General features: G+C 70.9%; 24 protein-coding genes. 2 read left to right on the top strand and 22 right to left on the bottom strand.

Features of this window, described 5'->3' with window-relative positions; all coding sequences use genetic code 11:
- Window positions 1–170: 170 nt before the first annotated feature.
- The 21 genes from tolA to M5C96_RS15575 form a co-directional block, all read right to left on the bottom strand.
- Window positions 171–1,172: a cell envelope integrity protein TolA gene (gene tolA / locus M5C96_RS15675; protein ID WP_272564069.1), complete on the bottom strand. Its 1,002-nt coding sequence runs from the start codon at window positions 1,170–1,172 to the stop codon at window positions 171–173.
- A 54-nt stretch (window positions 1,173–1,226) separates the two neighbouring features.
- On the bottom strand, window positions 1,227–1,652 hold the full coding sequence (locus M5C96_RS15670) for an ExbD/TolR family protein (protein WP_272564068.1): 426 nt from the start codon (window positions 1,650–1,652) through the stop codon (window positions 1,227–1,229).
- Between the two features lie 20 nt (window positions 1,653–1,672).
- Window positions 1,673–2,377, bottom strand: coding sequence for a protein TolQ (tolQ, locus tag M5C96_RS15665; protein WP_272564067.1), 705 nt, complete (start codon window positions 2,375–2,377; stop codon window positions 1,673–1,675).
- The gene (locus tag M5C96_RS15660) at window positions 2,374–2,826 is read right to left on the bottom strand and encodes a YbgC/FadM family acyl-CoA thioesterase (protein WP_272564066.1); all 453 of its coding nucleotides are present in this window, start codon (window positions 2,824–2,826) and stop codon (window positions 2,374–2,376) included. Before M5C96_RS15660 ends, tolQ begins: the two co-directional genes overlap by 4 nt.
- 8 nt (window positions 2,827–2,834) lie before the next feature.
- Entirely contained in the window at window positions 2,835–4,019 is a 1,185-nt protein-coding gene (locus M5C96_RS15655; protein WP_272564065.1) for a pyridoxal phosphate-dependent aminotransferase, read from the bottom strand.
- Between the two features lie 91 nt (window positions 4,020–4,110).
- A complete protein-coding gene (gene nusB / locus M5C96_RS15650; RefSeq protein WP_272564064.1) occupies window positions 4,111–4,680 on the bottom strand; it encodes a transcription antitermination factor NusB in 570 nt (189 codons plus the stop codon).
- Window positions 4,677–5,141 carry a 6,7-dimethyl-8-ribityllumazine synthase gene (ribH, locus tag M5C96_RS15645; protein ID WP_272564063.1) on the bottom strand — a complete coding sequence of 155 codons (465 nt, stop codon included), beginning with the start codon at window positions 5,139–5,141 and terminating at the stop codon, window positions 4,677–4,679. The genes nusB and ribH overlap by 4 nt, the downstream gene beginning before the upstream one ends.
- Before the next feature lie 3 nt (window positions 5,142–5,144).
- On the bottom strand, window positions 5,145–6,266 hold the full coding sequence (ribBA, locus tag M5C96_RS15640; RefSeq protein WP_272564062.1) for a bifunctional 3,4-dihydroxy-2-butanone-4-phosphate synthase/GTP cyclohydrolase II: 1,122 nt from the start codon (window positions 6,264–6,266) through the stop codon (window positions 5,145–5,147).
- 156 nt (window positions 6,267–6,422) lie between these two features.
- Entirely contained in the window at window positions 6,423–8,147 is a 1,725-nt protein-coding gene (locus tag M5C96_RS15635; protein ID WP_272564061.1) for a DUF2235 domain-containing protein, read from the bottom strand.
- 124 nt (window positions 8,148–8,271) lie between these two features.
- Window positions 8,272–8,568 carry a 2Fe-2S iron-sulfur cluster-binding protein gene (locus M5C96_RS15630; protein WP_272564060.1) on the bottom strand — a complete coding sequence of 99 codons (297 nt, stop codon included), beginning with the start codon at window positions 8,566–8,568 and terminating at the stop codon, window positions 8,272–8,274.
- A gap of 390 nt (window positions 8,569–8,958) precedes the next feature.
- Window positions 8,959–9,240 (bottom strand): DUF427 domain-containing protein, encoded by a 282-nt coding sequence (locus M5C96_RS15625; protein WP_092739949.1) that lies wholly within the window; start codon window positions 9,238–9,240, stop codon window positions 8,959–8,961.
- Between the two features lie 239 nt (window positions 9,241–9,479).
- On the bottom strand, window positions 9,480–10,148 hold the full coding sequence (locus M5C96_RS15620; RefSeq protein ID WP_272564059.1) for a glutathione S-transferase family protein: 669 nt from the start codon (window positions 10,146–10,148) through the stop codon (window positions 9,480–9,482).
- A gap of 155 nt (window positions 10,149–10,303) precedes the next feature.
- A complete protein-coding gene (locus tag M5C96_RS15615; RefSeq protein WP_272564058.1) occupies window positions 10,304–11,212 on the bottom strand; it encodes an ACP S-malonyltransferase in 909 nt (302 codons plus the stop codon).
- Window positions 11,209–12,105: a triphosphoribosyl-dephospho-CoA synthase MdcB gene (gene mdcB, locus M5C96_RS15610; protein ID WP_272564057.1), complete on the bottom strand. Its 897-nt coding sequence runs from the start codon at window positions 12,103–12,105 to the stop codon at window positions 11,209–11,211. The genes M5C96_RS15615 and mdcB overlap by 4 nt, the downstream gene beginning before the upstream one ends.
- Entirely contained in the window at window positions 12,102–12,800 is a 699-nt protein-coding gene (gene mdcG, locus M5C96_RS15605) for a malonate decarboxylase holo-[acyl-carrier-protein] synthase (RefSeq protein WP_272564056.1), read from the bottom strand. Before mdcG ends, mdcB begins: the two co-directional genes overlap by 4 nt.
- Window positions 12,801–12,840: 40 nt before the next feature.
- Window positions 12,841–13,542 carry a biotin-independent malonate decarboxylase subunit gamma gene (locus M5C96_RS15600; RefSeq protein ID WP_272564055.1) on the bottom strand — a complete coding sequence of 234 codons (702 nt, stop codon included), beginning with the start codon at window positions 13,540–13,542 and terminating at the stop codon, window positions 12,841–12,843.
- A gap of 30 nt (window positions 13,543–13,572) precedes the next feature.
- The gene (locus M5C96_RS15595) at window positions 13,573–14,460 is read right to left on the bottom strand and encodes a biotin-independent malonate decarboxylase subunit beta (RefSeq protein WP_272564054.1); all 888 of its coding nucleotides are present in this window, start codon (window positions 14,458–14,460) and stop codon (window positions 13,573–13,575) included.
- Window positions 14,457–14,789 carry a malonate decarboxylase acyl carrier protein gene (gene mdcC, locus M5C96_RS15590; protein ID WP_272564053.1) on the bottom strand — a complete coding sequence of 111 codons (333 nt, stop codon included), beginning with the start codon at window positions 14,787–14,789 and terminating at the stop codon, window positions 14,457–14,459. Before mdcC ends, M5C96_RS15595 begins: the two co-directional genes overlap by 4 nt.
- Window positions 14,790–14,799: 10 nt before the next feature.
- Window positions 14,800–16,491 carry a malonate decarboxylase subunit alpha gene (mdcA, locus tag M5C96_RS15585; RefSeq protein WP_272564052.1) on the bottom strand — a complete coding sequence of 564 codons (1,692 nt, stop codon included), beginning with the start codon at window positions 16,489–16,491 and terminating at the stop codon, window positions 14,800–14,802.
- Window positions 16,492–16,540: 49 nt separating this feature from the next.
- Window positions 16,541–17,926 carry an SLC13 family permease gene (locus M5C96_RS15580; protein WP_272564051.1) on the bottom strand — a complete coding sequence of 462 codons (1,386 nt, stop codon included), beginning with the start codon at window positions 17,924–17,926 and terminating at the stop codon, window positions 16,541–16,543.
- A 198-nt stretch (window positions 17,927–18,124) separates the two neighbouring features.
- Window positions 18,125–19,039, bottom strand: coding sequence for a LysR family transcriptional regulator (locus M5C96_RS15575; protein ID WP_272569742.1), 915 nt, complete (start codon window positions 19,037–19,039; stop codon window positions 18,125–18,127).
- Window positions 19,040–19,153: 114 nt separating this feature from the next.
- Here M5C96_RS15575 and M5C96_RS15570 point away from each other — a divergent pair, with 114 nt between their 5' ends.
- The gene (locus M5C96_RS15570; RefSeq protein WP_272564050.1) at window positions 19,154–20,056 is read left to right on the top strand and encodes an SDR family NAD(P)-dependent oxidoreductase; all 903 of its coding nucleotides are present in this window, start codon (window positions 19,154–19,156) and stop codon (window positions 20,054–20,056) included.
- Between the two features lie 34 nt (window positions 20,057–20,090).
- Here M5C96_RS15570 and M5C96_RS15565 read toward each other — a convergent pair whose 3' ends face one another.
- Entirely contained in the window at window positions 20,091–22,049 is a 1,959-nt protein-coding gene (locus M5C96_RS15565) for an esterase/lipase family protein (protein WP_272564049.1), read from the bottom strand.
- A gap of 106 nt (window positions 22,050–22,155) precedes the next feature.
- Here M5C96_RS15565 and M5C96_RS15560 point away from each other — a divergent pair, with 106 nt between their 5' ends.
- Window positions 22,156–24,399, top strand: a complete 2,244-nt coding sequence (locus tag M5C96_RS15560) for an FUSC family protein (protein WP_272564048.1) — start codon at window positions 22,156–22,158, stop codon at window positions 24,397–24,399.
- Window positions 24,400–24,420 lie beyond the last annotated feature (21 nt).

Below are 24,420 nucleotides of genomic sequence, written 5' to 3'. Positions count from 1 at the left end.
TTGAAAAGGTAGCAGAATGCCCTGGAAAAATATGGGTTTTAGGCCATTTTGGCTTGAAACCCTTTTTTGTTGCTGCTTCCCTGGCGGGTTTGGCTGGAATGGCAGGTGGCCCGCCCGGGCGCACGTCTGAAGAGCATCCCGGGCAACCGGCAAGCAACCGGTGGCCAGCCTCAATCCCGCGGTCGGAACCCGATGACGAGGGACGAGGGCACCCGCCCGTCCACATCGCGCGGCAGGGTCTCGGTCTTGTCCAGCGCGCGCATCACGGCGTCGTCCCAGGCCTTGTTGCCGCTCGATTTGGTGATGCGGGTGCCCACGATGGTGCCGTCGGGCGAGGCCCGCACTTCCACCTCGGTGCGCAGGTTGTCCGAAATGGCGTCGGGATAGACGATGTTCGGCTTGACCTTGGCGGCCACCTTGCCGCCGTAGCTGCCGGACGGGCCGGCACTGCGCTGGGCATTGCCCGTGGCGGTTTCGCCGCCCGTGGCGCCGGCCAGGCCCTGCATGCGGCGCAGGTTTTCCTGGCGCAGGGCTTCGGCCTGTTTGTTCTGTGCGGCTTCGGCCTTGCGCTTTTCTTCCGCCTTGCGCTTGTCCTCGGCCTGTTTCTTCTGCTGCTCCTGACGGTCCTGTTCGGCCTGCTTTTCGCGGCGCTCTTTCTCCGCCTTTTCGCGTTCCGCCTTGTCGGCCTTCTCGCGCTGTTCCTTCTCTTTTTCCTTTTGCAGGCGTTCCTTCTTGTCCTGCTCGGCCTGTTCCTTGCGCTCACGCTCGCGCTTTTCGCGCTCGGCCTGCTGCTGGCGTTCCTTCTTTTCCTGCTCCAGGCGCTTTTTCTCGCGCTCGATGGCGATGTCGGCTTCGCGCGTGTCGGGCTCCGCCTTCGGTGGCGGGGGTGGTGGGGGCGGCGGCGCCGGCACCGGGGGTGGTGGAGGCGGAGCGGGGGTGGGCTCGGGCTGTGGCGTCGGCGGTGGCGGCACGTCGCGGGGCGCGGCCTGCTGCGGAATCCGATCCCAGATTTCCGCTTCCACGGCAGGCATGTCCGCGCTGGTCTTCCAGTTCACGCCCCAGGTCAGGGCGCCCAGCAGCGCCGCGTGCACGAGCACGGCCAGCGCCACGGCGCGCAGGCGCCCGGGCGGACGGGTGGGGGCGAACTGGTCGCGGTCGTTGGAGGCGTGCATGCGATCGAAAAAAGGCGAAAACGGTGCGGAGGATCGAGGGCGGCGAGGGCCCCGTCAGCCGCCGGACTTGACCGACAGGCCCACGCGCTGCACGCCCGCCCTCTGCAACGCATCCATGGCCTTCACCACGGTTTCGTACGTCACGGTCTTGTCGGCGCTGATGAGGATGGGCGTATCGGGCGGCTGCGTGGCCTGCCAGGCCTTGGCGGCGGCGCCCAGACCCTGCAGGGTGATCGGACGCTCGGCATCGCCGGTCTTGAGCTGCAGGCTGCCGTCCTTCTGGATGATGACCTGGCCGAACGACTTGGGCGGCTTGGCGCCCTTGCCGACGGAGGGCACGTTGATGGCGCTGGGCGTGAGCATCGGCGCGGTCACCATGAAGATGATGAGCAGCACCAGCATCACGTCGATGAAGGGCACCATGTTGATTTCGTTGATGGTGCGGCGCCGGCCGCCGCCGCGTGAAGCCATTGCGGGCATGCTGCTGTCTCCTGTGCTGCTCAGTGGCCCGAGGCGGACGACGTGGGCTGCGCGCCCAGGTTGCGCTGCAGGATGTTGGAGAACTCCTCGATGAAGGTCTCCTGCTGGATGGCCACGCGGTCGATGTCGCGCGCGAAGCGGTTGTAGGCGATCACGGCGGGGATGGCGGCGAACAGGCCGATGGCCGTGGCGACCAGCGCTTCGGCGATGCCCGGGGCGACGGTGGCCAGGGTGACCTGCTCCATGCCGGCGAAACCGGTGAAGGCATGCATGATCCCCCACACGGTGCCGAACAGGCCCACGTACGGCGAGACGGATCCCACGGAGGCGAGGAAGGACAGGCTGGACTCGACCACGTCCATCTCGCGCTGGAAGCTGGCGCGCATCGCGCGGCGGGCGCCGTCGAGCAGCGTGCCGGCGTCCGAGATGCGGCGCTCGCGCAGTTTCTGGTACTCGCGCATGCCGCTGGCGAAGATGCGTTCCATGGGGCCGGCGTTCTTGGCGTTCTGCGCGGCGCTGGAGTACAGGTCGTTCAGGCTGGTGCCCGACCAGAACTCGCGCTCGAAGTCTTCGTTGAGCGACTTCACGCGCTTCAGGGCGAACAGCTTGCGGAAGATCGCGGCCCAGCTGGCCACGGACACGCCGATCAGCAGCAGCATGACGAGCTGCACCACCCAGCTGGCGTTGAGCACCAAATTCAGGATGGACATGTCTTGGGAGTTCATGATGAGAGTTGTTCCAGAAGGGGGCCCGGGATGCGTGCGGGACGCAGGGTGGCGGCATCGACCCATCCGAGGCGGATGGTGCCTTCACACAGTAGCACGGGCTGGGATTCGATCATTTGCTCTGGTTTCAGGAGCGCTTGCTGGCGTATTGTCAGGGATGCGCGGCCACCCTCTTGCAAAGAGGCCGTAACAATCAGTTCATCGTCGAGGCGCGCCGGCCGCAGGTAGCGCAGGCGCGCGTCCGTTACGACAAACATGCCGCCCGTGAGTTCCCGCAGGTTCTGCTGCCCCAGGCCCAGCGAACGCAGCCATTCGGTGCGGGCACGCTCGAAGAACTTGAGGTAGTTGGCATAGAACACGATGCCACCGGCGTCGGTGTCCTCCCAGTAGATGCGCAGGGGCCACTCGAACGGGGCCGAGGCCCGAAGCGGGGCGTTCTCCGTTGCCATGCCGGCCTTCATCCGATCAGCGTGCGCAGGCGGGCCACGGATTCTTCCAGCTGCGCCATCGAATTGGCCGTGGAAAAACGCACGAAGCGCTGCGGCTCGAACGCGCCGAAGTCGCGGCCCGGGGTGACGGCCACGTGGGCGCGGCGCATCACCTCGTAGGCGAAGTCCCAGCTGCCCGAGACGCCCAGGCGCTCGGCGGCCTGCGTGCAGTCGGCCCAGGCGTAGAAGGCGCCGTCCGGCACCACGGGCACCGGCAGGCCCAGCGCCTGCAGCGCGGGAATGAAGTAGTCGCGCCGGGCCTTGAACTCGGCGCGGCGGCGCTCGTATTCGGCGATGCTCTCGGGCTCGAAGCAGGCGAGGGCGGCATGCTGCGACACGGTGCTGGCGCAGATGAAGAGGTTCTGCGCCAGCCGCTCGACCACCGGCACCATGGCCTCGGGCACGACCATCCAGCCCAGGCGCCAGCCGGTCATGTTGAAGTACTTGCTGAAGCTGTTGATGCTGATGACGTTCTCGTCGATGGCCAGCGCCGTGTGGCCGAAGCGTTCCTCGTACGACAGGCCCAGGTAGATCTCGTCGATCAGCGTCACCCCGCCGCGCGACTGCACGGCCGCATGGATGCGGCGCAGCTCCTCGGGCGCAATCGAGGTGCCGGTGGGGTTGGAGGGCGAGGCCAGCAGCACGCCGCGCGTCTTCGGCCCCCAGGCCGCCTCGACCTTGGCGGCGCTCAGCTGGTAGCGCTCTTCGGGCGTGGTGGGAATCAGCACCGCCTTGCCTTCCGCCGCGCTCACGAAGTGGCGGTTGCACGGGTAGCTCGGGTCGGGCATGAGGATCTCGTCGCCCGCATCGATGAGGGCCAGGCACGCGAGCTGCAGCGCGGCCGAGGCCCCCGCCGTGACCACGATGCGCCGGGCCGGCACCTGCACGCCGAAGCGGTCGGCATACCAGCCGCTGATGCGCTCGCGCAGCGGCTCCAGGCCCAGGGCGTTGGTGTATTGCGTGGTGCCGCGCTGCACGGCGCGGGCGGCCGCCTCCTGCACCAGCGGTGGCGCGGTGAAGTCGGGCTCGCCGATGTTCAGGAAGATCATCGGCTCGCGCGTGCCGGCGACCTCGCGCGCCAGGGCCTGGGCGGCCTTGGCCACTTCCATCACATAGAACGGTTCGATGCGCTCGGCGCGGGAGGAAAACTGCATGGAAAAGGTTCCTGCCCGCGCGGCGCGGGCGTGGGGATGGGATGCCCGCCGGGGCGCGGCGCGGGGGCGGGGCCGGACCGGCCCCGGGCGCTCAGGCGCCGTCCGCCGGGGCCTGCGGTGGCTGTGCCGGGTTCGCGCCCTTGTCGGCCGCGACTTCGGTGGCGCGCAGCGTGGGGGCCAGGCCGTTGAGCACGCCGTTCACGTACTTGTGGCCGTCGGTGCCGCCGAACTCCTTGGCCAGCTCGATGCATTCGTTGATGACCACGCGCCACGGCACGTCCAGGCAGTGCTGGAACTCGTACACGCCGATCCACATGGCCGCGTGCTCGATGGGCGAGATCTCGGCCATCTTGCGATCGAGCTGCGGGGTGATCAGGGTGTCGAGCGCCTCGGCCGATTCGATGCAGCCGTGCAGCAGCGCGTCGTAGTGGGCGGCATCGGCCTTGTGAAAGCCCGCCAGGTCGCGGGTGAAAGTGTCGATGGCAGTGGCGTCGTTGCGGCCCACCAGGTGCTGGTAGAGCGCCTGCAGCGCGAACTCGCGGGCGCGGCTGCGGTTGGATTTGGAGGCGGCCTTGCGGGCGCCGGTGCTGGTCACGCCGGTGCGCGCCTGCCGTGGCGGGCGCTTGGCGCCGCCGGGGTGCGAAGAGGTGGAATCGCTCACGACAGCTCCTCCAGCAGGTTGGCCATTTCCACAGCCACGCGGGCGGCGTCCTGGCCTTTTTCGGTCTGGCGGGCGATGGCCTGCTCCATGTTCTCGGTGGTGATGATGGCGTTGGCCACCGGCACGTGGTAGTCGAGCGAGATGCGGCTCACGCCCGCGCCCGATTCGTTGGCCACCAGTTCTAAGTGGTAGGTTTCGCCGCGGATGATGCAGCCCAGGGCGATCAGCGCGTCGTATTCGTCGCGCTCGGCCATGGCCTGCAGGGCCACCGGCACTTCCAGCGCGCCGGGCACCAGCACGTGGTGGATGTGCTTTTCCTGCACGCCCAGCGCCAGCAGTTCGGCACGGCAGGCCGCGGCCAGGGTGTTGGTGATGCTCTCGTTGAAACGGGCCTGCACGATGCCGATGTGCAGCTTCTTGCCGTCGAGCTTGTCCGCTGTTCCTTTGTCTGCGCCAAACATGTCTTATTCCTTGGGAAGGTATCCGGTGATCTCGAGGCCGTAGCCCGCCATGCTGGGCATGCGGCGCGGCGGCCCCATCAGTTGCATCTTGTGCACGCCGCATTCGCGCAGGATCTGCGCGCCCACGCCGTAGGTGCGCAGGTCCATGCGGCCGCGCTCGGGCGCATGGGCCGAGCGGGCGCGGCCTTCGAACTGCTCCAGCAGCTGCTCGGCGCTTTCGCCGCAGTTGAGCAGCACGGCCACGCCCTGGCCTTGGGCGGCGATGTATTGCAGGCTGCTGTCGAGGCCCCAGGAGTGCATGGAGCGGTTGACCTCCAGCGCGTCCAGCACCGACAGGGGCTCGTGCACGCGCACGGGCACGCTGTCGTCCGCGCCCCACTGGCCCTTGACGAGAGCCAGGTGCACGGCCTGGCTCGGCTCGTCGCGGAAGGCGTGGGCGGTGAACTCGCCGAAGGCGGTCTGCAGCGGGCGCGTGCCCACTTTCTGCACCAGCGATTCGTTGCGGCTGCGGTATTCGATGAGGTCGGCGATGGTGCCGATCTTGAGGCCGTGCTCGGCCGCGAAGATCTGAAGGTCGGGCAGGCGGGCCATGGTGCCGTCGTCCTTCATCACCTCGCAGATCACGGCGCTGGCGCTGCAGCCGGCCATGGCGGCCAGGTCGCAGCCGGCTTCGGTGTGGCCGGCGCGCATGAGCACGCCGCCGTCCACCGCCTGCAGCGGGAAGATGTGGCCGGGCTGCACCAGGTCGGCGGCCACGGCGTGAGGCGCCACGGCGGCCTGCACGGTGCGGGCGCGGTCGGCGGCGGAGATGCCGGTGGTCACGCCCTCCGCCGCCTCGATGGAGGCGGTGAACGCCGTGCCCATCTTGGTGCCATTGCGGGCCACCATGGGGGCCAGCTTCAGCAGTTCGCAGCGTTCGCGGGTGAGGGTCAGGCAGATCAGGCCGCGGCCGAAGCGCGCCATGAAGTTGATGGCCTCGGGGGTGACGTGGTCGGCGGCCAGGACCAGGTCGCCTTCGTTCTCGCGGTCTTCCTCGTCCACGAGGATGACGATGCGCCCGGCGCGCATCTCGGCCACGATGTCTTGCACCGGCGAGATGGGCGCAGGGGTCAGGGGGGTGTTCATGGAGGGCAGGGCTTTCGGTGGGCCGCGCGGGTGGCGTGCACCGCACGCTGGTCCGGCCACGGCCCGGACGGAGCCGCCTCCAAAGAGCGGGCGGTGCGGCGCTGGCCGCACGGTGCGGGAGCGCTACGCGCCCCAAAGGCGGCGATTTTAGTCCACTTAGTGGACTTGGGGCGCGGGCGAGGCGGGCCGCGTCCGGCCGCCCTCGCGCCCGGCCAGGGCACCGGCCACCATCACCCACGCCAGCAGCAGCAGGGACAGCAGTTTGAGGCCGCTGGCCACCGTCAGCACCGTGGGCCAGTGCGGGTGGTGCATGTGCAGCGTGGCGTAGTTTTCCACCAGGTCCGACAGCACCAGGGCCAGCATCGTCCAGTGGGCATGGCGGTAGAGCCAGCCCAGGGCCCAGCCCGGCGGTACGGCCCGCGCGACCAGCCGCCGCAGGGCCCAGGCCACCGGGTAGGCCAGCCACAGGGCGTAGCTGGCGAGCAGGGCCCAGTCCCAGGCGATGGCGCGGCGCACGCTGTCGGTGCCGCCGCAGACCACGCCCCAGCCGGCGTGCCAGTGCGCCGTCACCTGAAAGCCCGAAGGCAGGCCCTGCACCCACCCCGGCGCCGACTGCAGGTCGCAGGCGGCCTGCCCGAACTGGAACGTGACGGCGAACAGCACGGCGGTGACGACCGCCAGCGCGACGCCCAGCCAGCGCCAGGGCTGCGTGCGCGGCACGGTGTTGGCGGGCACGGCGCCGTCCACCGGGCGGGCCGTGGGGTCGACGAAGTCGCTCGGAAAGCGCTCGCGTGCATTGAGGCCGGTCCAGACCCAGTAGGGGCAGTCGTAGGCCTGGTTGTGCATGGCCGTGAGCGGGTCGCCGGGCTGCAGCTGGCCCCGGTCCACGCGCAGGCCCTTGGCGAAGGCTTCGTCCACCATCCATTTCAGCGTGAGGTTGGACAGCCCGTCGCGCGCGTACGAGCCGCCCACGTCGCTGTGCACGCCGCGGAACCAGCGCTGGTCGTAGCTGCGCCAGGGCCGCTCCCGCTCGGTGAAGTGCGGGTCGGCGTAGCGCCGGGGCGAGTACTTGCTGCGCGATTCATAAAGCGACATGGCATGGCGCACGTTGGCGAACCGCTTGCGGGCGAACTCGGTGGAGTTGGTGATCTTGATGCCGCCCAGCAGCCCGCTGCCGATGGCCTCCACCGTGTCCCACACGCCCACGAAGTGCACGAGCGGCGTGCGGCCCAGCGAGAAGTTGTCGATCACGTCGCGCGCGAAGGCTTCGCGGCTCCTGGTGCCGGCCTGGTTCTTCTGGCCGCTCGGGGCGAAATAGGTGCGCACCAGGGTTTCGATGAGCGGCAGGCCCTCGGTGTGGATGAGGCCGTACATGTTGATCATGCCGGCCACCGCCCGCGCGGTGAACGCGCCGCGCGAGAAGCCGAACAGGTAGATGCGGTCGCCCGGCCGGTAGGTGTGCACGAGGAACTTGTAGGCCTCGGCGATGTTGGGGAACACGCCGCTGCCCAGCGCCAGCCCGGCCAGTTGCCGCAGCTGGTTCCTGGCCTTGGACAGGATGCCGTCCGCCGGGAATTCGTTGGTGGTGCCCACGCCGGGGTCGTAATAGACCAGTTGCGTGGGCTCGCTGCCCGATGCGTCCCGGCCCTTGCCGAGCATGCGCAGCAGCTTCACCACGTTGGTGTCCTGCTGGTTGCCCAGGATGTTGCCGGTGCCGTCGAACAGCAGCACGAGGTTGCGGCCCGGCTGCGCGGCCCATTGCTCGTCCGCGGCGATGCATTCGGCCAGGATGGCCTCGCGCGTGGGCGCGCGGTCGGCGGCGTCCGGGGCCGTGGCGTTGGCATGGGCGGCCGGTGTGGCCGGCGTGTCTTTGGCGTTCATGGTGTCCTCCCTCCCGTGGCGATGCGTGTCCGGGAGATTCTGGTCGAGGAACGCGCGCTACAGCAAGGGTGCCCGCCCCATGGGGGCGCGGGGCGGGCCCGGGTTCAGATCATTTCAGCCGGCTTCAGATGCCGGGCGCTTCCAGCCGCACGTCGCTCACCGGGTAGGCCACGCAGGGCAGCACGCAGCCCTCGGTGCGCTCCTCCGGGGACAGGCCGGGCCATTCGATGGCGTAGCGCACCTCGCCTTCGGCCAGCAGGCCGATGCAGGTGCGGCAGGTGCCGTTGCGGCACGAACTGGGCCAGTCGATGCCGCCTTGCTCCAGCGACAGCAGCAAGGGCTGCTCGGGCCATGCATCGCACTGGGTGCCGTCGTCGCCGACGCGGGCGGTGAAAAAGGGAACGGAAGAAGGGTCACTCATGGCGAACGGGCACAGGAGGGCGGTGAACGAAAGGGTTGGGGTGAAAAAGGCTTCCAGTGCAATCAACACTAGGGCATGTAGCTATGTTTTTAATAGCATTCATGGGCCGTGGCGCTGAGCGCACTGGGTTGCTTAAAAAGAAGGCAGTCGAGCGGTAGGCGTTCAAAATCAACGACTTGGCGCTGCCATACAGGGCTTGTCCCGAGTTATCCACATGATTGTCCAGCGGCGCCAGGGATAACCACAGCCCTGTGGGCAACCGGGTGCCTAAAAATGAGGCGGCGCACCGGTTTCCTTGCAAAATCAACGGCTTGGCGTCGCCATACAGGCGTTGTCCCGGGTTATCCACATGATTGTCCAGTGCGGGCAGGGATAACCCGAGGGGGCCTTTCAGGCGCCGACCTTGACGCCTTTCCAGAACGCGAAGCGGCCGCGGATCGACTCGGCTTCGGGCTTGGGGTCGGCATAGGTCCATACGGCGTCGGGGTTGAGTTCGCCGTTGACCAGCAGCGACCGGTAGGTGGCCTGGCCCTTCCAGGGGCACATGGTCTTGTGGTTGCTGAAGGTGAAGTATTCCGGCTTCAGCGCGCTTTCGGGGAAGTAGTGGTTTCCCTCGACCAGCACGGTGTCGTCGCTCTCGGCGACGGTCACGCCGTTCCAGATGGCTTTCATGGGGGTGTTCCTTTGCAATCAAAAAAATGCGGGCTGCGCTGAGGGGATGGAGATCGCGCGAGCAGCCATCCATGAATCGCAGGCCATGGGCCGGGGCGCGGCAGCGCGTTGAAGGCCGGACGATGGGCCGTGGCAACGCGTCGCGGCCTTACCGGAAGAGCACCATACCCGAGTTTGCCTACGCCCATGCCATCGCCGTCGCCAAGCGGCGGCAGTGCCCCACCCCTGTTCCGCCCGGCTCAGGGCCGCAAGTCGGGCGATGGCGTGAGCGGCATCCCTTGCGCGCGTGCCGCCGCCTCCTGCGCCGCCATGGCCCGGGCGAATGCGGGCCGCTCGCGCAGGCGGGCCCAATAGGCCGCCACGGCGGGCGGGAACGCGGCGGCCAGCGCCAGGTGTTCGGCCAGCAGCAGCGCATAGCCCACCGACACATCCGCCGCCGTGAAGCGCCCGGCGCACAAGTAGGGCTGCTGTGCCAGCCGAGGTTCCAGCGTGCGCAGCCGCGCCAGGAACCAGCGGGCGTAGTCGTCGGCCACCTGGGGGCTGCGGCGTTCTGCCGGCTCGAAATACCGGTAGCGCAGCACCAGGGTCTGCGGGAAGGTGAGCGTGGCTTCGCCGAAATGCAGGTCGTTGAGATAGCGGCCGAAATCGTGCTCGCCCACCTCGACCTGCAGGGGAGTGGGTGCATGGCGCGCGCACAGGTATTGGCACATGGCGGCGGATTCGGTCATGCGGGTCTCGCCGTCGACCAGCAGCGGCACGGTGCCCAGCGGGTTTTCGCCGAGGAATTCGCGCGCGTGCACACGCGGCGGGAAAGGCAGCACCTGCAGCGCATACGGCGCATTCAGCTCCTCCAGCATCCACAAAGGGCGGAAAGAGCGTGCGCTGAGGCAGTGATGGAGCGTGAGCATGGACGTGTTCCCGGCGGTGCCGCCGCCATCGAGGAAGAAGGGGCTACCAGCTTAGGGGCGGTGCCGGGCGCTGCTGCGACAACGCGTTCGCAAAAGCTGCCAATGTGTTGGCAGGGCGCCGCGTGCCGGGGCACCGGTCCGCGCCGTCCAGGGGATCAGGACAGGCCGTGGCTGCCCACCCACGCGGCCAGCGCCTGCGCGCTGCGGAACTCGTCGCAGGCGCGGGCCGGCACGCCGGGGTAGCGTGCGTTCCACATCTTGGCGAGCGCCTGGCCCGGGCCCACCTCGACCACGCAGCGCACGCCGCGCGCATGCAGGTTGTCCATGCACTCGTCCCAGCGCACGGTGCGGGCGATCTGCGCCGCCAGTGCCTCGCGGGCCTGCGGCACGCTGGCGATGCGGTCGGCCGCGTTGCTGAACAGGGCCGTGCGCGGGCGAGCGAAAGCCGTGCCCTCCAGCACCTGGCGAAAGGCATCGGCCGCCCGTTGCAGGGCCGGCGTGTGCGAGGCCACGCCCACGCGCAGGCGCGTGCAGTGGCCGCCTTGGGCCGTGGCCAGCGCTTCGGCGCGGTCCAGCGCGGCCAGCGCGCCGCCCAGCACCACGCTGTCCGGGCCGTTGCGGATCGCCACGGCCAGGCCGGTGTCGCGCACCAGGGCGTCGATGGCGGCCGGTGCCATGCGGCTCACACCGATCAGGCCGCCGGGGTGGCCGGCGGCGCAGCGGTCCATGGCCTCGGCGCGCGCCTGGGCGAGCGACAGCGCGGTGGCGCCATCGAACACGCCGGCCGCGCCGAAGGCGGCCAGCTCGCCCACGCTGTAGCCCGCGACGGCGGCCGGTGGGGGCAGCAACGGGGCCAGGGCGTCCCATGCGGCCAGGGCCAGGCCGGTCAGCAGCACCTGGGCGTGGGCATTGCGCGCGGCCCAATCGGCGTCCTGCAGCGCGGCGCGCCAGTCGCGCACGCCGAGGCGTTCGTTCACCGCGCGCACCGGGGCGCCGTCGGCCAGCCAGGGCAGCATGTCGGGGTGCTGCATGCCCTGGCCCGAAAACACCAGGGCGTAGCTCATGGTGCGCTGCCCGCCGGCGGCGCCATGCGGACCACCCAGCAGGCGGCGGCCAGCAGGTCGGCCGAACCGCCGGGCGACAGGCGCCGCGCGACGAAATCGCGGCCGATGGCGTGCGCGTCCTCCAGGCCGCCGGGCCGCCCGGCGCCTCCCGCGGCCAGAAACTCCCGCGCACAGGCCTGGGCGTGGCGCAGGCCTTCCAGGCCGCCCCGGTGGGCGAGGTTGCTGTCGTCCAGCACGGCCATCACGGAAAACAGCGTGTCCACGCGCGCCTGCTGAACGCCGAGTCCGCGGGCGAGCGCATGGCGCAGGGCCGGAACGGCGGTGTCGAACAGCACGGGAAAGCCGAGCGCCGCCTCCTGTGCCGCGCCGCGCAGGCCGTGGCGCGCCGCGGCGATGCCGCCGGGCAGCCGCGGCGCGCGTAGCGTGCGTTCGGCACGCTCGGCCAGCGCCGCACCCCAGTGGCGGCGCAGCGCATCGCGCAGCGCGGCGGGCTGCAGAGGGGTGCCCTGGCGCGCCAGGGCGCCCGCCGCGGCGCACAGCAGGCCCAGCGTGAAGATCGCGCCCCGGTGGGTGTTGACGCCGCCGGTGGCCGCCGCCATTCGCGCCTCGGCCTCGATGCCGCAGCGCTCCAGCGCCGGGAACCCCTCGCCGGCGTGGCCCAGCGCAGCGATGCGCACGAAATAGCCGCGCAGCGCGAACAGGCTGCGCACGAAGGTGCGGGCATCCATGTCGGTGTGGCTGCCGTTGTCGGTAAGGGTCACCAGCCCGGGCTTGGGCGACAGGGCCAACTCTTCGTAGAGCGACAGCGTGGCGGCGCGGCCGATGGTGTGCGGGGCCGGGCCTGGGCCGGGGCGCTGGGCATTGGCGGGCCGGCGCAGTGCGTTGGCGGTCATGGCATCGGTTCCTGCACCGGTTCCGCTGCCGGTTCCGTGGCCGGCCAGAAGGGGGCCTGCGCCAGCGCGGCGCCGGCCAGGCGCTTGACCATCACGGCCTTGCCGCGGCCTGCACGCCAGGCGCTCCACTCGCGCCAGGCCACGGCGGCGCCGTTGGCGAACAGCAGTTCCCCGTCGAGCCGGGGCTGCGCCTTCGGAAAGGCGAGCAGGCAGGCGGCGACGGCATCGGCCTGCCTGGGGCCGGCCACGCCGATGCACAGGTCGGCGTCGGAGCCGCTGCGCAGGTGGTCCAGCCCGGTGATGAGCTGCCAGCCGTGGCTGCCGTAGATGCGGGCGGCCACGCCGCAGGCCTGCAGCGCCTCGCACAGGCGGCCCCAGGCGGCCTTCGATCCGGTCGGCATCAGCGGCTGGGCCAGCAGGGCCGGGGGGAAGGCGTCGAAGTAAAGGATGTCTTCGCGCGCCACGCGCAGCGCCAGGCGGCGCCGTGCCCAGCGGCCGGGGGCCGGCAGGCCCAGCGCGATGCTGCCGTCCGGGCCGGGCGGCTGGGTGGTCACCACGAGCGGAAAGCGCCGCGCGGCCCAGTGATCGAGGCATTCGCGGGCCTCGCCGTCCCAGGGCAGGGCGAGCTGGCGCTGCCAGCCGGCGTCGGACAGGCAGGCGAGCTGATGGCGCTGCAGGGGCAGGGCGGTGGCCATGGGCGTGGGCGTGGGTGCGTGAAGGGGTGGCGTCCCGTGCTCAGGCCGCGTCCAGCACGCGCTGCGCCACGGCGGCGGCGAGCTGGCGGCCGCCGCGCGCGGCGCCGTCCCGGGCCCGCACGTCGTCGGTGGGCGTGTGGGCCAGGGCCTCGCGCAGCGCGGCGGCCAGGTCGCCTTCCCACAGCGCGCGCACGCCGCCCATGGCCACGTAGTTGTCCACGCCGGGGGCGAACACGGGGTTGGACTGCGACAGCTCCGTGAGCCGGGCCTCGGGCAGCTTGGTCACGCGCGCCATGGCGGGAATGCGCATCACGCGGATCTCGGCCTCGGGCAGCGCGTAGCAGGCGTCGGCGATCAGGCCCGAGGTGATGAAGCCGCCCGAGAGCGCCTGGTCGTAGACCAGCCCGACCACGCGGTGGCCATGCCGGCGCGCGAGGTCGATGGCCATCCCCAGGTGTGCCATGGCGCGGTTGATGCCCAGCAGCTCGTCGCGTCGGCGCAGTTGCTGGCCCTGCGTGTCGATGAGCAGCAGGATGGCGCGGCCGGGGTGCTGCGCCACGGTGTCCAGCACCGCGCGGGCCTGGGCCAGCGCCAGCCGCACGCCGATGGGCGCATGGTTTGTGGTGCCGATCACGGCCAGGGGCTGGCCGTCGAAGGTGGGCGTGCCCGAGAGCAGGTCGCCATCGGCCACGATGCCGTGCTGCGCGCCGAAGAGCCTTTCGGCCAGGGTGTTCCATTGCATGTCGGTTCCTTCTCGTTCGTTGCTGCGGGTTCAGGCCGGGCGCAGGCCCTGCACCGCCGCCACGTCCAGCTCGGGCACCCGGGCGGCATCGGCAACGCCCAGGGCCTGCCACAGCGCGGTGGCGTCGTCGGCGGGGGCATCGTCCGGCAGGTGGTCCAACGCGGCCATGCGGGCGGCCAGCAGCGCGTGCTCGGCCTCCAGCGCCGCCGGCGTGACGGGCCGCGCGGCCCCGAGCGCGGCGATGGCGGCGGCCCGGAAGGCGGCCACGTCGTCCTCCACCAGCGCGTCGCAGTCGCCCGTGAGCCAGCGGTGCTTGCCGCCGCTGGTGCGCCACACCAGGGCGCGGTCGCGCGCGTCGTATTCCTCCACGCCGTGCGAGGCCTCGATCACCTCGGGGCCCGACATGGCGAGGCGGCCCATGTCGCTCATCACCACGTGGTCGGCGCAGCGCGCCACGATGCCCATGCCGCCGAAGCAGCCGTTGGCGCCGCCGATCAGCACCACCACCGGGATGCCGGCGGCGCGCACGTCCAGCACGGCGCGCATGACCTCCGAGACGGCGATCAGCCCGGCGTTGGCCTCGTGCAGCCGCACGCCGCCCGACTCGGCCAGCAGCAGCACGGCCGTGGGCCGGTCGCGCAGCGCGCGCCGCAGCAGGCCCACGAGCTTGGCGCCGTGCACCTCGCCCACGCCGCCGCCCATGAATTCGCCCTCCTGCGCGGCCACGAAGATGGGCCGCCCGCCCAGCGTGGCGCGGCCGACGGCCACGCCGTCGTCGAAGGCCGAAGGCACGCCCAGTTGCGCCAGGTGCGGGCTGGTCACGCGCTCGGCCGGCGGCAGCCATTCATGGAAGCTGCCGGGATCCAGCAGGTGGGCCAGGCGCTCGCGCGCGCTGGATTCCGCGTAGCTCAGACTCATGGCCGCGCTCCCGGTAGTTCAGCCACGGCCTGGTCGAGCCGCAGCCCCACCACGGCGGGCGTGGCGCCCATGTCGTTGATGGCGATGCGCACGCCGGCCAAGGCGTGGCGCGCATGGAAGTCGTCCAGCACCGCCTGCCAGATCGGGCCGAAGCCGCGCGCGGAGGTCTCCACGCGCACCGAGCAGCCGGTGCCGCTGTCGGGCTCCAGCAGCACCTCGAGGTTGCCGGAGCCCACCACGCCGACCAGCACGGGGGCGAAGGGGCCTGTGGGGCGGCCGCCGGGGAAGGAAAAGTCCAGGGTTTCGAGCCCTGCGGGAATGTCGCTCATGGGGTGCCTCCTACCAGTTCCGGAATCTCTTGGGCGGCTGGTACAGCCCGCCCGACGCGCGCACCAGGTCGCGCATGCTGCGCGCGGCCAGCAGGTTGCGCGTGGCATCGCGCGGGTCGATGCCCAGGTCCTGCGGGCGGTGGATCACGCCGCGGTCGCGCAGGTTCTCCACCGCGCGCCGGTCGCGGGCCAGGCCCACCGCGGTGTAGCCCGCCACGCCGCGGATGGCCTGCTCGCGCTCCTCGTCGCTGCGGCACAGCAGCAGGTTGGCGATGCCTTCCTCGGTGAGGATGTGGGTCACGTCGTCGCCGTAGATCATGATGGGCGGCAGCGCCATGCCGGCCTGCTCCTGCAGCGTCCAGGCGTCCAGCCGTTCCACGAACGCGGGCTGCATGTGTTCGCGGAAGGTCTCCACCATCTGCACCACGAGCTTTTGCCCGCGCGGCGTGCCGGCCGCGCCGGTGCGGCCCGCCCGCGCCTGCGCGCCGGCCTTGAGCCAGGCGGGGCTGGCATGGCGCCGCCCGCGCGCATCGGCCCCCATGTTGGGCGCGCCGCCGAAGCCCGCGATGCGCCCCAGCGTGGCGGTGGAGCTGTTGCCGTCCAGGTCGATCTGCAGGGTGGAGCCGATGAACAGGTCGCAGGCATAGTGGCCCGCGGCCTGGCAGAAGGCGCGGTTGCTGCGCAGGCTGCCGTCCGGCCCGGTGAAGAAAACGTCCGAGCGCGCGCGGATGTAGTCCTCCATGCCCAGCTCGGAGCCGAAGGAGTGCACCGATTCCACCCAGCCGGCCTCGATGGCCGGGATCAGCGCCGGGTGCGGGTTGAGCGCCCAGTGCCGGGCGATCTTGCCCTTGAGGCCCAGCGACTCGCCGTAGGTGGGCAGCAGCAGTTCGATCGCGGCGGTGTCGAACCCGATGCCGTGGTTCAGGCGCTGCACGCCGTACTCGCCGTAGATGCCCTTGATCGCCATCATGGCCATGAGCACCTGGATCTCGCTGATCTGCGCCGGGTCGCGCGTGAACAGCGGCTCGATGAAATGCGGGCGCGGGGCCTGCACGACGAAGCTCACCCAGCCGGCCGGGATGTCCACGCGCGGCAGCGTGGTGGTGCGGCCGTCCACCATCTCGTTGACCTGCGCGATCACGATGCCGCCCGAGAAGGCCGTGGCTTCCACGATGGCGGGCGTGTCTTCGGTGTTGGGGCCGGTGTAGAGGTTGCCCTCGGCATCGGCCGCCTGCGCGGCGATCAGCGCGACCTGCGGCGTGAGGTCGATGAAGTAGCGCGCGAACAGCTCCAGGTAGGTGTGGATGGCGCCGATCTCGATGCGCCCGGCCGACACCAGCCGCGCGATGCGCGCGCTCTGCGGGCCCGAGAAGCTGAAATCGAGCCGCGAGGCGATGCCGTTCTCGAACACGTCCAGGTGCTGCGGCAGCGCCAGCACCGACTGCACCATGTGCAAGTGGTGCACGCGCGCCGGATCGACCTGCACCAGCGCATCGGCCAGGAAGTCGGCCTGCTTCTGGTTGTTGCCTTCGAGGCAGACGCGGTCGCCGGGCTCCAGCACGGCTTCGAGCAGCGTGCCGATGGCGGCGGCATCGACCCGTTTGCCGGCCAGCGGCATGCCGTGCGCAGCCAGCGCGCGGTCGGCCCGCGCGAGCCGGGCGGCGCGGCGGTCCGCGCGGGTGTTCCAGTCTCTGGGGTTCATGGGAGGTAGGGGTGGGTTGGAAGAAGGAAGGGTGGGGGCTGGCGGCCGGTCAGAGCACGACGAACAGCAGCCACACCACCACGGGTGCGATCAGTGTGACAGCGGCGCCATACACCATGAGCTGGCGGAAGAACACCTCGCGGTTGACGCCGCGCGCATTGGCCAGCACCAGCGCGCCGTTGGTGGAGAAGGGGCTCACATCGACGATGGTGGACGACACGGCCATGGCCGCGATGAACCCCACCGCGCCCACGCCGGCATCGCCCGAGCCGCCGCCTTGTAGAAACGGCACGGCCAGCGGGATCAGCGAGCCCAGCACCGCCGTGGACGAGGCGAAGGCCGAGATCACCGCGCCGACGAAGCACAGCAGCAGCGCCGCCATCAGCGGCGAGGTGAGCGCGGCCACGCTGTGGCCCACGAAGTCGATGGTGCCCATCTTGTCCATCACGCCCACGAAGGTGCTGACGCCCACGATCAGCATGATCTCGGGCCAAGACACCTGGCCGAGCGCGCGCTTTTGCAGGTTGGGCGCCATCAGCGTGAGCAACAGGCCGATGGTGATGGAGACGAAACCGATGTCCTGCTTGAAGAACAGCGTCAGCACGGCCAGGGTGAGCAGGCCGATGACGGTGACCGCCTGGTACCAGCGCGCACCCTCCGCTTGCGGCGTGGACGGGGCGGCGTTCATGAGCGAGTCGTCGGTCTGGGCGGCGGTGCGGCGTTCCTCGGCCAGGGAGTCGCCCTCGGCGTTGCCATAGACCTGGGCGCCGCCCTGGCCGTTGGCGACCTGCGGCAGGTCGAACGGGGTGTTGCGGGCGCCGGTGCGCTGGCGCGCCAGCTTCAGGCCGCCCATGGCCACGAACAGCGCCATGGCCACGGCCAGGTTCACCGCGAGGCTGGCCGCCATGGTGGCGATGGGGTTCAGCGGCAGGCCGGCCGTGGCCACGATCTTGTTGGTGATGCCGCCGTAGATGCTGATCGGCGAGAAGCCGCCGCCCTGCGCGCCGTGGATGACGAGCAGGCCCATCATCAGCGGGTTGATGCCGTACTTGGCCGCGAAGCCCAGCGCGATGGGCGCGATGATCGCGACCGCCGCCGGGCTGACGGCCCCCACGCCCGTGAGCGCCGCGGCGATGAAGAACATGATCCACGGGATCGCCGCGATGCGCCCACGCACCGCGCGCACCGCCAGCTTGACCAGCCAGTCGATCGTGCCGTTGTTCTGCGCCAGCGCGAACAGGTAGGTGATGCCCACCAGGGTCAGGAACAGGTCGGCCGGAAAGCCCGCCATGATGGCCTTGGCATTCATGCCGGCCACGAGCGTGCCGACCAGGAAGGCCCCGACGAAGGCGATGACGCCCATGTTGATGGGCAGCACGGTGGCGATGACGAACATGCTGGCGAGCGCGCAGATGGATATCCAGTGGGAAGTCATTGAATTTGTCTCCTGTCCGTGGCGCCCCGCGGCGGCACATGCCGGTGGCTGTGCTCATGGATGCGGGGCTTTGTTCTTGCAGGGGACGATACGCAGCCGGGCGGCGCGGATCAATGCCAGCGGCGTGCCGACACTTACGCTAATCGAAACGATTCAGGGTTACCCCGTAGGGTGGCCACGGGTGGCAGCCGAGGCCGCTCAGGACAGCGCCGCCTTGGCGGTGCGGCAGACGGCCAGCAGGGCGAGGAGGTTGGGGTCGCGCTCGCGGGTGCGCAGGAAGTGCAGCGCGATGGTCTGGCGCATGCGGTAGCGCGGCTGCAGCGCGATGAGCCGCACGTTGGGCGGCAGCACGCCGCGCACCCGCCCGGGCAGCAGGGTGCAGCCCACGCCGCCGCTCACCAGGTTCATCAGCGAGAAGATGTCCTCGGTCTGCATCACCACGTCGGGGGTGAAGCCGGCCACCCGGAACGTCTCCATGAAGCCCTGGTAGGTCACGAAGCCTTCCGTGAGGCTGACGAAGCGCTCGCTGGCGCAGGCGGCCAGGTCGATGGGCTCGTCGGGCGGGTAGGGCGAGTCGGCCGGCGCGGCGAAGTGGATGTCGTCCTCGAACAGGGGCTCGCACTCGAGGTCGGGCATATCGCCGGACGACCCCATCAGCGCGGCGTCGATGGCGCCGTTGCGCAGTTTTTGCCGCAGGTCGGCGTCCGAGCCCAGCACCAGTTCGGTCTGCAGTTCGGGCATGCGCCGCTTCATGCCCATCACGAGGGTGGGCACCGTGCGGCTGGTCAGCGAATAGAGCGATCCGATGCGGATGCGGTCGGACGAATACCCGGCCACCGCCCGCGTGGAGCGGATGCCCTCGGCCAGCGTGCACAACAGCTCGCGCGCGACCTCCGCCAGGTGGTGTGCGGCCTCGGTGGGGTGCAGGTGCCGGCCTTCGTGGCGGAACAGGGGGCAGCGCAGCGCGTCCTCCAGCGAGTGCAGGGCGCGGTGCACGCTGACCGCGCTGATGTCCAGGCTCTCCGCCGCGCGCGCGAGGTTGCCGGCCTCCAGGAAGACCCGCAGGATGTGCAGCTTGCGAAGGGTGATGTCGTCATCGGGACGGTGGGGCATGGCCATGCGGTGGGGGCTCGATCAGAATTCGTGCTGGGCCGATTGCAGCACATTGCGCGGCCGCTTTTGCAAAACCATCCACTGGCCCGCGGGGCCCACAGGAGAGAGAAACCCATGGCAATCGATTTCAAGGGCCGCGTGGCCATCGTGACGGGCGCGGGCGGCGGCCTGGGCCGCCAGCATGCACTGGCGCTGGCGGCGCGCGGCGCGAAGGTGCTGGTCAACGACCTGGGCGGTGCGGTGGACGGCAGCGGCGCGGCCGTGGGTGCGGCGCAGGCCGTGGTGGACGAGATCCGCACGGCCGGCGGCGAGGCGCTGGCCAACGGCGCCTCGGTGACCGACTTCGCGGCCGTGCAGGGCATGGTGCAGCAGGCCGTCGATGCCTGGGGCCGCGTGGACATCCTGGTCAACAACGCCGGCATCCTGCGCGACAAGTCGTTCGGCAAGATGGACATGGACGATTTCCGCCTCGTGGTGGATGTGCACCTGATGGGCGCGGCCCACTGCTGCAAGGCCGTGTGGGCGCACATGGTGGCGCAGCAATACGGCCGCATCGTGATGACGACCTCGTCCACCGGCCTGTACGGCAACTTCGGCCAGGCCAACTACGGCGCCGCCAAGCTGGCCCAGGTCGGACTGATGCAGACGCTCGCCATCGAAGGGGCCAAGCACGGCATCCACGTGAACGCGCTCGCGCCCACCGCCGCCACCCGCATGACCGAGGGCCTGATGCCCGAGGAGGTGCTGGCCGCGCTCAAGCCCGAGGCCGTGGTGCCGGCCATGCTGGTGCTGGCGCACGAAAGCGCGCCCACGCGCACCATCCTGTGCGCGGGCGCCGGCACCTTCGAGGCGGCGCACGTCACGCTCACGCAGGGGGTGCATCTGGGCATCGGGTCCGATGTGCCCGAGCAGCTCGCCGCGCGCCTGGCCGAGGTGACCGACCGCACCGGCGAACAGGTGCCGCAAAGCGGCGCGGCCCAAGGGACGAACGAGGTGCGGCTGGCCCAGCAGCGCTGAGCGCCCGGGGCCCGCGTCGCGTCGCGCCGGCGGTTCAGCGCACCGGCTCGGCCGCGAGCGCCTCGCGCAGGATGCGGCGGATTTCCAGGATCGCCCGGGGGTTCTCCTGCACGCTGTGGTGCGAGGTCAGCACCAGCTCCGACTCGGCACCCGCCAGGTGGGCGCTGCCGTAGGGAACGATGCCATCGCTCGACTGCGCCAGCGGGGTGCCCGGGTCTTCGCGGCCCATGATGGAGTGGTAGCGCACGCGCGGGCCGATCGGCAGGTCGGCGGCGGCGCGCACGAACGGGTCGGTGTCGGCCAGGTTGTCGATGCTGTTGGGCAGGCGCGGCGGAACGCCCCCGGCCGAAGGCTGATTGGCCTGTGCCCTGGCCAGCGTGCGGGTCGCGTCGCCGAAGCGCTCCAGCACGGCCAGCGGCAGCGTCACCATGTTGGCCAGCCAGCGCGAGAGGGTCTTGTTGGCGAACGGCGTGCCCCGGTGGGGCGCGGCGATGAAGACCGCCCGGCTCACCTGGGGCATGGGGTGGAACACCAGGAAGGGGCCGAGGTCCTCGCGCAGCCGGGCCTGGTCTTCCGGGGGCAGCACGGGGTGGCCGATGACCTCGTCCCACAGCGTGTCGCCGGATTCGGACACCAGCAGCCGCGCCAGTACGCCGCCCATGCTGTGACCGACCAGCACGATGTCGCGCGATGCGCGCGCCGTGCCGGCGGGATCGAAGTGCGCCAGCGTCTGCACCAGGGCCTCCCGGATGTCGTGCTGGTTGAGGGCCAGCGGTGCATTGGTGGGGTAGTACACCTGCCACACCTGGTAGGCGTCCCGCAACTGCGCATCGCCCAGGACCTCGTTGGCCACATTGACCCAGGCCTCGGGGCTGCTGGCCAGCCCGTGCAGCATGACGATGGTGCGGCGGTTCGGGTCATAGGGCTGCATGAGGTGGATGCGCGGCGCGTCCAGCCGGTCGCTCAAGCCCAGCAGCGTGCGCATGGCCTGCGTGGCAAAGCCCGAGCGGGCCAGCCACAGGCCGTACCCCGCGGTGAAGTTGCCCGCCAGCGGCACCTGCTGCCCACCCAGTTCCACCCGCGCGGTGTGGTAGGGGTCGTAGATCGCCACCTGCACCTCCTGCGTGCGCAGCACTTCGCCCAGCGTCTTGCCGGGAAACCGCAACAGCGCGGTGGCCGCGGGGTAGGGCATTTCCTTGAATGGTGCGGGCGCTTGCTCGCCCGGCTCGGGCACCGATGCCGCCACCAGTTCCGTGCCGAAGCCGTCTCGCCGGTAGGTGTTGCGAACGCCGGAAAACCGCAGCGTGGTGGCCGGGATCAGTTCCTCGGGCAGCGGGGCATCGCTGGGCAGGCGGATGTCCGAGGCGTCGCTGGAAATCCGCCAGACGCCGAGGGTGCGCGCCTCATCCGACCGGCGCCCTTCGGCGCGGTAGCGCTGGAACAGCAGGGACACCACGCGCTGCGTGGCGAAGTTGTAGTAGTCGCGTACCTGCGTCTGCCGGTCTTCGAATGCGCGCTCGCCGGGGGAGCGCTGCGTGAAGAACAGATAGGCCCAGGCGTAGCGGGCCGACTCCATCCAGGCATCGAGCGCCTCGTCCTGCGGCAGCGGCGCGCTGCGGTCGCGTTCGCCTTCGAGGCCCACCTGCAGCCAGACCTCGGCCAGCGCCGACAGACGCTGCTCCTCGCTGATGCCGTTTGAGGCGGCCAGCTGGTTGCGGCAGTCGGCCAGGTCGTCCGCGCAGGTGTCGGCATCGCTGCCGATCACGCGCAGAACCTCTTCGGTGGCCTCGCTGACCCGGCCGCTGGTGAGCACGTCGCCGCGCCGCTGCGACAGGTATTCGCGCGGCGACATCGACGACACCGTCACCCCCGCGCAGCCGCACAGCACGGCCGCTGCGCACAGCGCGGCGAGCCCCCGCAACACCGACCAGGGTGTGCGGCGCGGGGCAGGGGACCAGGTGCGGTGGAATGGCGACGGGGTGGGTGGCGACATGGGGCGGGCCGGGCGGCGACGGGGTAGCCGATGTTACCCGGCGGCCCCGCGAATGGGGCGCTGCCTGACGCCGCGTTGCGCAGTGCTGCGGTACGCTTGCCGGCTTATGAGGATCTCTCCGGAACACCGCCTGCGGGCCGCCTTGCGCGTGGCGCTGAGCCACTATGTCTTCAACGGCCTGTCGGTGGCCTTCGGCCTGCTGCTCATCTCGGCCGGGGTGCACGGTTGGCTGGGCGCGGCGGCGGCCGCCTCGGCGTCGGTCGGGGTCATCGTCACCGCGCCGCCCGACCTGCCCGGACCGGCGCGGGGCAAGTTCTGGCAGATGCTGCCGGCGCCCCTGCTGGGCGTGCCGCTCTTTTTCGGGGTGCAGATGCTGCACCCTTCGGAGCTGGCCCTGGGACTGCTGATCGTGCCGGCCAGTTTCGTCGCGTTCCTGGCCATGGCCTGGGGCAAGCGCGGCGTGCCGATCGCGGTGGCCGTGATGTTCTCCATGGTGTTCTCCATGGCCGTGCCGCCCACGCCGGGCGTGGAGCCGCTGGCGGCGGCGCTCGCAACCACTGGGCATTTCGCGCTGGGGGCGGCTTTGTACGTGGTGTATTCGGTGGTGGCCAACCACGCGCTCAACGCGCGCTACCGCGTGCAGTCGGTGGCGGATGCGCTGCTGGCGCTCGCCGCGCTGATGCGCGTGCAGGCACGGCAATTCACGCCCGTCGATCTGCAGGGACCGCCCGCGCCCGCCTTGGCGGGGGCCTTGCTGCACCGGCAGGCGGCCCTGGCCGAGCAGTTGCAGGCCGCGCGCAACATCGTGCTGGAGTCGCCCCGCACGCCGCGGCGCCAGCGGCTGGCCGGCATGCTGCTGCTGGTGCTGGAAATGCGCGACCACCTGCTGGCCTGCGAGCTGGACCTTGACACGCTCAAGGCCCACCCCGGCCATGCGCCCGTGGTGGTCGGACTGCGCGACGTGCTGCACCACGTGGCCGACGAGATGGAGCGCCTGGCCGACGCCATGCTCATCGGCCGCAGGCCCACCGCCTTCGCCGACCACCGGCCCCACCTGGCGGCCCTTCGCTGGGACGAAGTGCCTCAGCCCCAGCCCGGGCCCGAGGGCGCCAACCCGTCGCCCCGCCTGCTGGCGCGCGGGCTGGCGGACCGCATCGGCCACATCAATGACGAGGCGCTGCGCATGATCGCCCTGGCCCGCGGCGAGGCCGAGCCCAACCTGGCCGTGGTGCGCGCGAACTGGCAGATGTTCGTGAGCCCCACCGCGTGGTCGTGGCATCCATTCAACGGCCTGTGGCGCTGGGATGCGCCACCGCTGCGCCACGCCATCCGCGCGGCACTGGCCATGGGGGTGGGCTATGCGGTGGCGCAGGCGCTGCCCTGGGGCACGCACGCCTACTGGATCCTGCTGACCATCGTGGTGGTGCTGCGCGGCAGCCTGGCGCAGACCCTGGAGCGGCGCAACAGCCGCGTGGCCGGCACGCTGCTGGGCTGCGTGCTGGCGCTGGGGCTGCTGTCCATGCACCCCACCGCGCTGGGCCTGATCGTGTGCCTCACGCTGGCGCAGGCCGTGGCCCATGGCTTTGCCGTGCGGCGCTACCTCATCACCGCGGTGGCGGCCACCGTGCTCGGGCTCGTGCAGTCGCACATGCTGCATGCGGGCAGCAGCACGGCCTTCGCGCTGTTCGAGCGGCTGGCCGATACCCTGATTGGCACCGGCGTGGCCTGGGCGTTTTCTTATGTGCTGCCCTCGTGGGAGCGCACGCAGATCCTCGCGCTCGTGTCGCGCACCCTGGCTGCGCAGGCGCTGCATGCGCGCGAGGCGCTGGCCCTGGGGCAACTGCAGGCGGTGGACAACGCGCCCGAGCTGGCCTGGCGATTGGCGCGGCGCGAGGCTTACGACAGTCTCTCGGCCCTGGTGCAGGCCACGCAGCGGTCGCTGTCGGAGCCGCGCGCCGTGCGCCCGCCGCTCGAACCCCTGGAGCGGCTGCAGGTGCATTGCTACCAGTTGCTCGCCCAGCTCACGGCCGTGAAGACCATGCTGCTGCTGCGCCGCGGCCACCTGGAGCCCGAGCGGTTGCAGGCGCCGCTGGCCACCACGGCCGAGGCCATCGGCAACGCCCTGTCCGCGCCGCGTGCTGCGGCGGATACCGCCATGCCCCCGCGCGTCTCGCCCGGCCCCGAGCCGCTGCCCGACCCGTTCGATGCCCAGCTCGGCCCGTGGCTGCTTCGCCGCCTGGGCCTGGCGGTGGGGCTGGCCGAGGAACTGCGCAGCGATGCCGACCAGGTGCTGCAAAGCATGAACACGAAGGCGCCGGACGCGCCGCCCGTGACCGAACGCAGCGCCTGAGGGCGGTCGAGGGCCTGATCC

It is taken from the genome of Acidovorax sp. GBBC 1281, from assembly GCF_028473645.1.
In the GTDB taxonomy this organism is placed as follows: Bacteria; Pseudomonadota; Gammaproteobacteria; order Burkholderiales; family Burkholderiaceae_C; genus Paracidovorax.
Note: the sequence above shows the minus strand (reverse complement) of the source record. Positions and strands in the feature narration are given on the sequence as shown.

What these genes read in the sequence shown, in the direction of transcription:
- tolA (WP_272564069.1), bottom strand. Translation starts at nt 1,172, where the DNA reads ATGCACGCCTCCAACGACCGCGACCAGTTCGCCCCCACCCGTCCGCCC.
- M5C96_RS15670 (WP_272564068.1), bottom strand. Translation starts at nt 1,652, where the DNA reads ATGCCCGCAATGGCTTCACGCGGCGGCGGCCGGCGCCGCACCATCAAC.
- tolQ (WP_272564067.1), bottom strand. Translation starts at nt 2,377, where the DNA reads ATGAACTCCCAAGACATGTCCATCCTGAATTTGGTGCTCAACGCCAGC.
- M5C96_RS15660 (WP_272564066.1), bottom strand. Translation starts at nt 2,826, where the DNA reads ATGGCAACGGAGAACGCCCCGCTTCGGGCCTCGGCCCCGTTCGAGTGG.
- M5C96_RS15655 (WP_272564065.1), bottom strand. Translation starts at nt 4,019, where the DNA reads ATGCAGTTTTCCTCCCGCGCCGAGCGCATCGAACCGTTCTATGTGATG.
- ribH (WP_272564063.1), bottom strand. Translation starts at nt 5,141, where the DNA reads ATGTTTGGCGCAGACAAAGGAACAGCGGACAAGCTCGACGGCAAGAAG.
- ribBA (WP_272564062.1), bottom strand. Translation starts at nt 6,266, where the DNA reads ATGAACACCCCCCTGACCCCTGCGCCCATCTCGCCGGTGCAAGACATC.
- M5C96_RS15635 (WP_272564061.1), bottom strand. Translation starts at nt 8,147, where the DNA reads ATGAACGCCAAAGACACGCCGGCCACACCGGCCGCCCATGCCAACGCC.
- M5C96_RS15630 (WP_272564060.1), bottom strand. Translation starts at nt 8,568, where the DNA reads ATGAGTGACCCTTCTTCCGTTCCCTTTTTCACCGCCCGCGTCGGCGAC.
- M5C96_RS15625 (WP_092739949.1), bottom strand. Translation starts at nt 9,240, where the DNA reads ATGAAAGCCATCTGGAACGGCGTGACCGTCGCCGAGAGCGACGACACC.
- M5C96_RS15620 (WP_272564059.1), bottom strand. Translation starts at nt 10,148, where the DNA reads ATGCTCACGCTCCATCACTGCCTCAGCGCACGCTCTTTCCGCCCTTTG.
- M5C96_RS15615 (WP_272564058.1), bottom strand. Translation starts at nt 11,212, where the DNA reads ATGAGCTACGCCCTGGTGTTTTCGGGCCAGGGCATGCAGCACCCCGAC.
- mdcB (WP_272564057.1), bottom strand. Translation starts at nt 12,105, where the DNA reads ATGACCGCCAACGCACTGCGCCGGCCCGCCAATGCCCAGCGCCCCGGC.
- mdcG (WP_272564056.1), bottom strand. Translation starts at nt 12,800, where the DNA reads ATGGCCACCGCCCTGCCCCTGCAGCGCCATCAGCTCGCCTGCCTGTCC.
- M5C96_RS15600 (WP_272564055.1), bottom strand. Translation starts at nt 13,542, where the DNA reads ATGCAATGGAACACCCTGGCCGAAAGGCTCTTCGGCGCGCAGCACGGC.
- M5C96_RS15595 (WP_272564054.1), bottom strand. Translation starts at nt 14,460, where the DNA reads ATGAGTCTGAGCTACGCGGAATCCAGCGCGCGCGAGCGCCTGGCCCAC.
- mdcC (WP_272564053.1), bottom strand. Translation starts at nt 14,789, where the DNA reads ATGAGCGACATTCCCGCAGGGCTCGAAACCCTGGACTTTTCCTTCCCC.
- mdcA (WP_272564052.1), bottom strand. Translation starts at nt 16,491, where the DNA reads ATGAACCCCAGAGACTGGAACACCCGCGCGGACCGCCGCGCCGCCCGG.
- M5C96_RS15580 (WP_272564051.1), bottom strand. Translation starts at nt 17,926, where the DNA reads ATGACTTCCCACTGGATATCCATCTGCGCGCTCGCCAGCATGTTCGTC.
- M5C96_RS15575 (WP_272569742.1), bottom strand. Translation starts at nt 19,039, where the DNA reads ATGCCCCACCGTCCCGATGACGACATCACCCTTCGCAAGCTGCACATC.
- M5C96_RS15570 (WP_272564050.1), top strand. Translation starts at nt 19,154, where the DNA reads ATGGCAATCGATTTCAAGGGCCGCGTGGCCATCGTGACGGGCGCGGGC.
- M5C96_RS15565 (WP_272564049.1), bottom strand. Translation starts at nt 22,049, where the DNA reads ATGTCGCCACCCACCCCGTCGCCATTCCACCGCACCTGGTCCCCTGCC.
- M5C96_RS15560 (WP_272564048.1), top strand. Translation starts at nt 22,156, where the DNA reads ATGAGGATCTCTCCGGAACACCGCCTGCGGGCCGCCTTGCGCGTGGCG.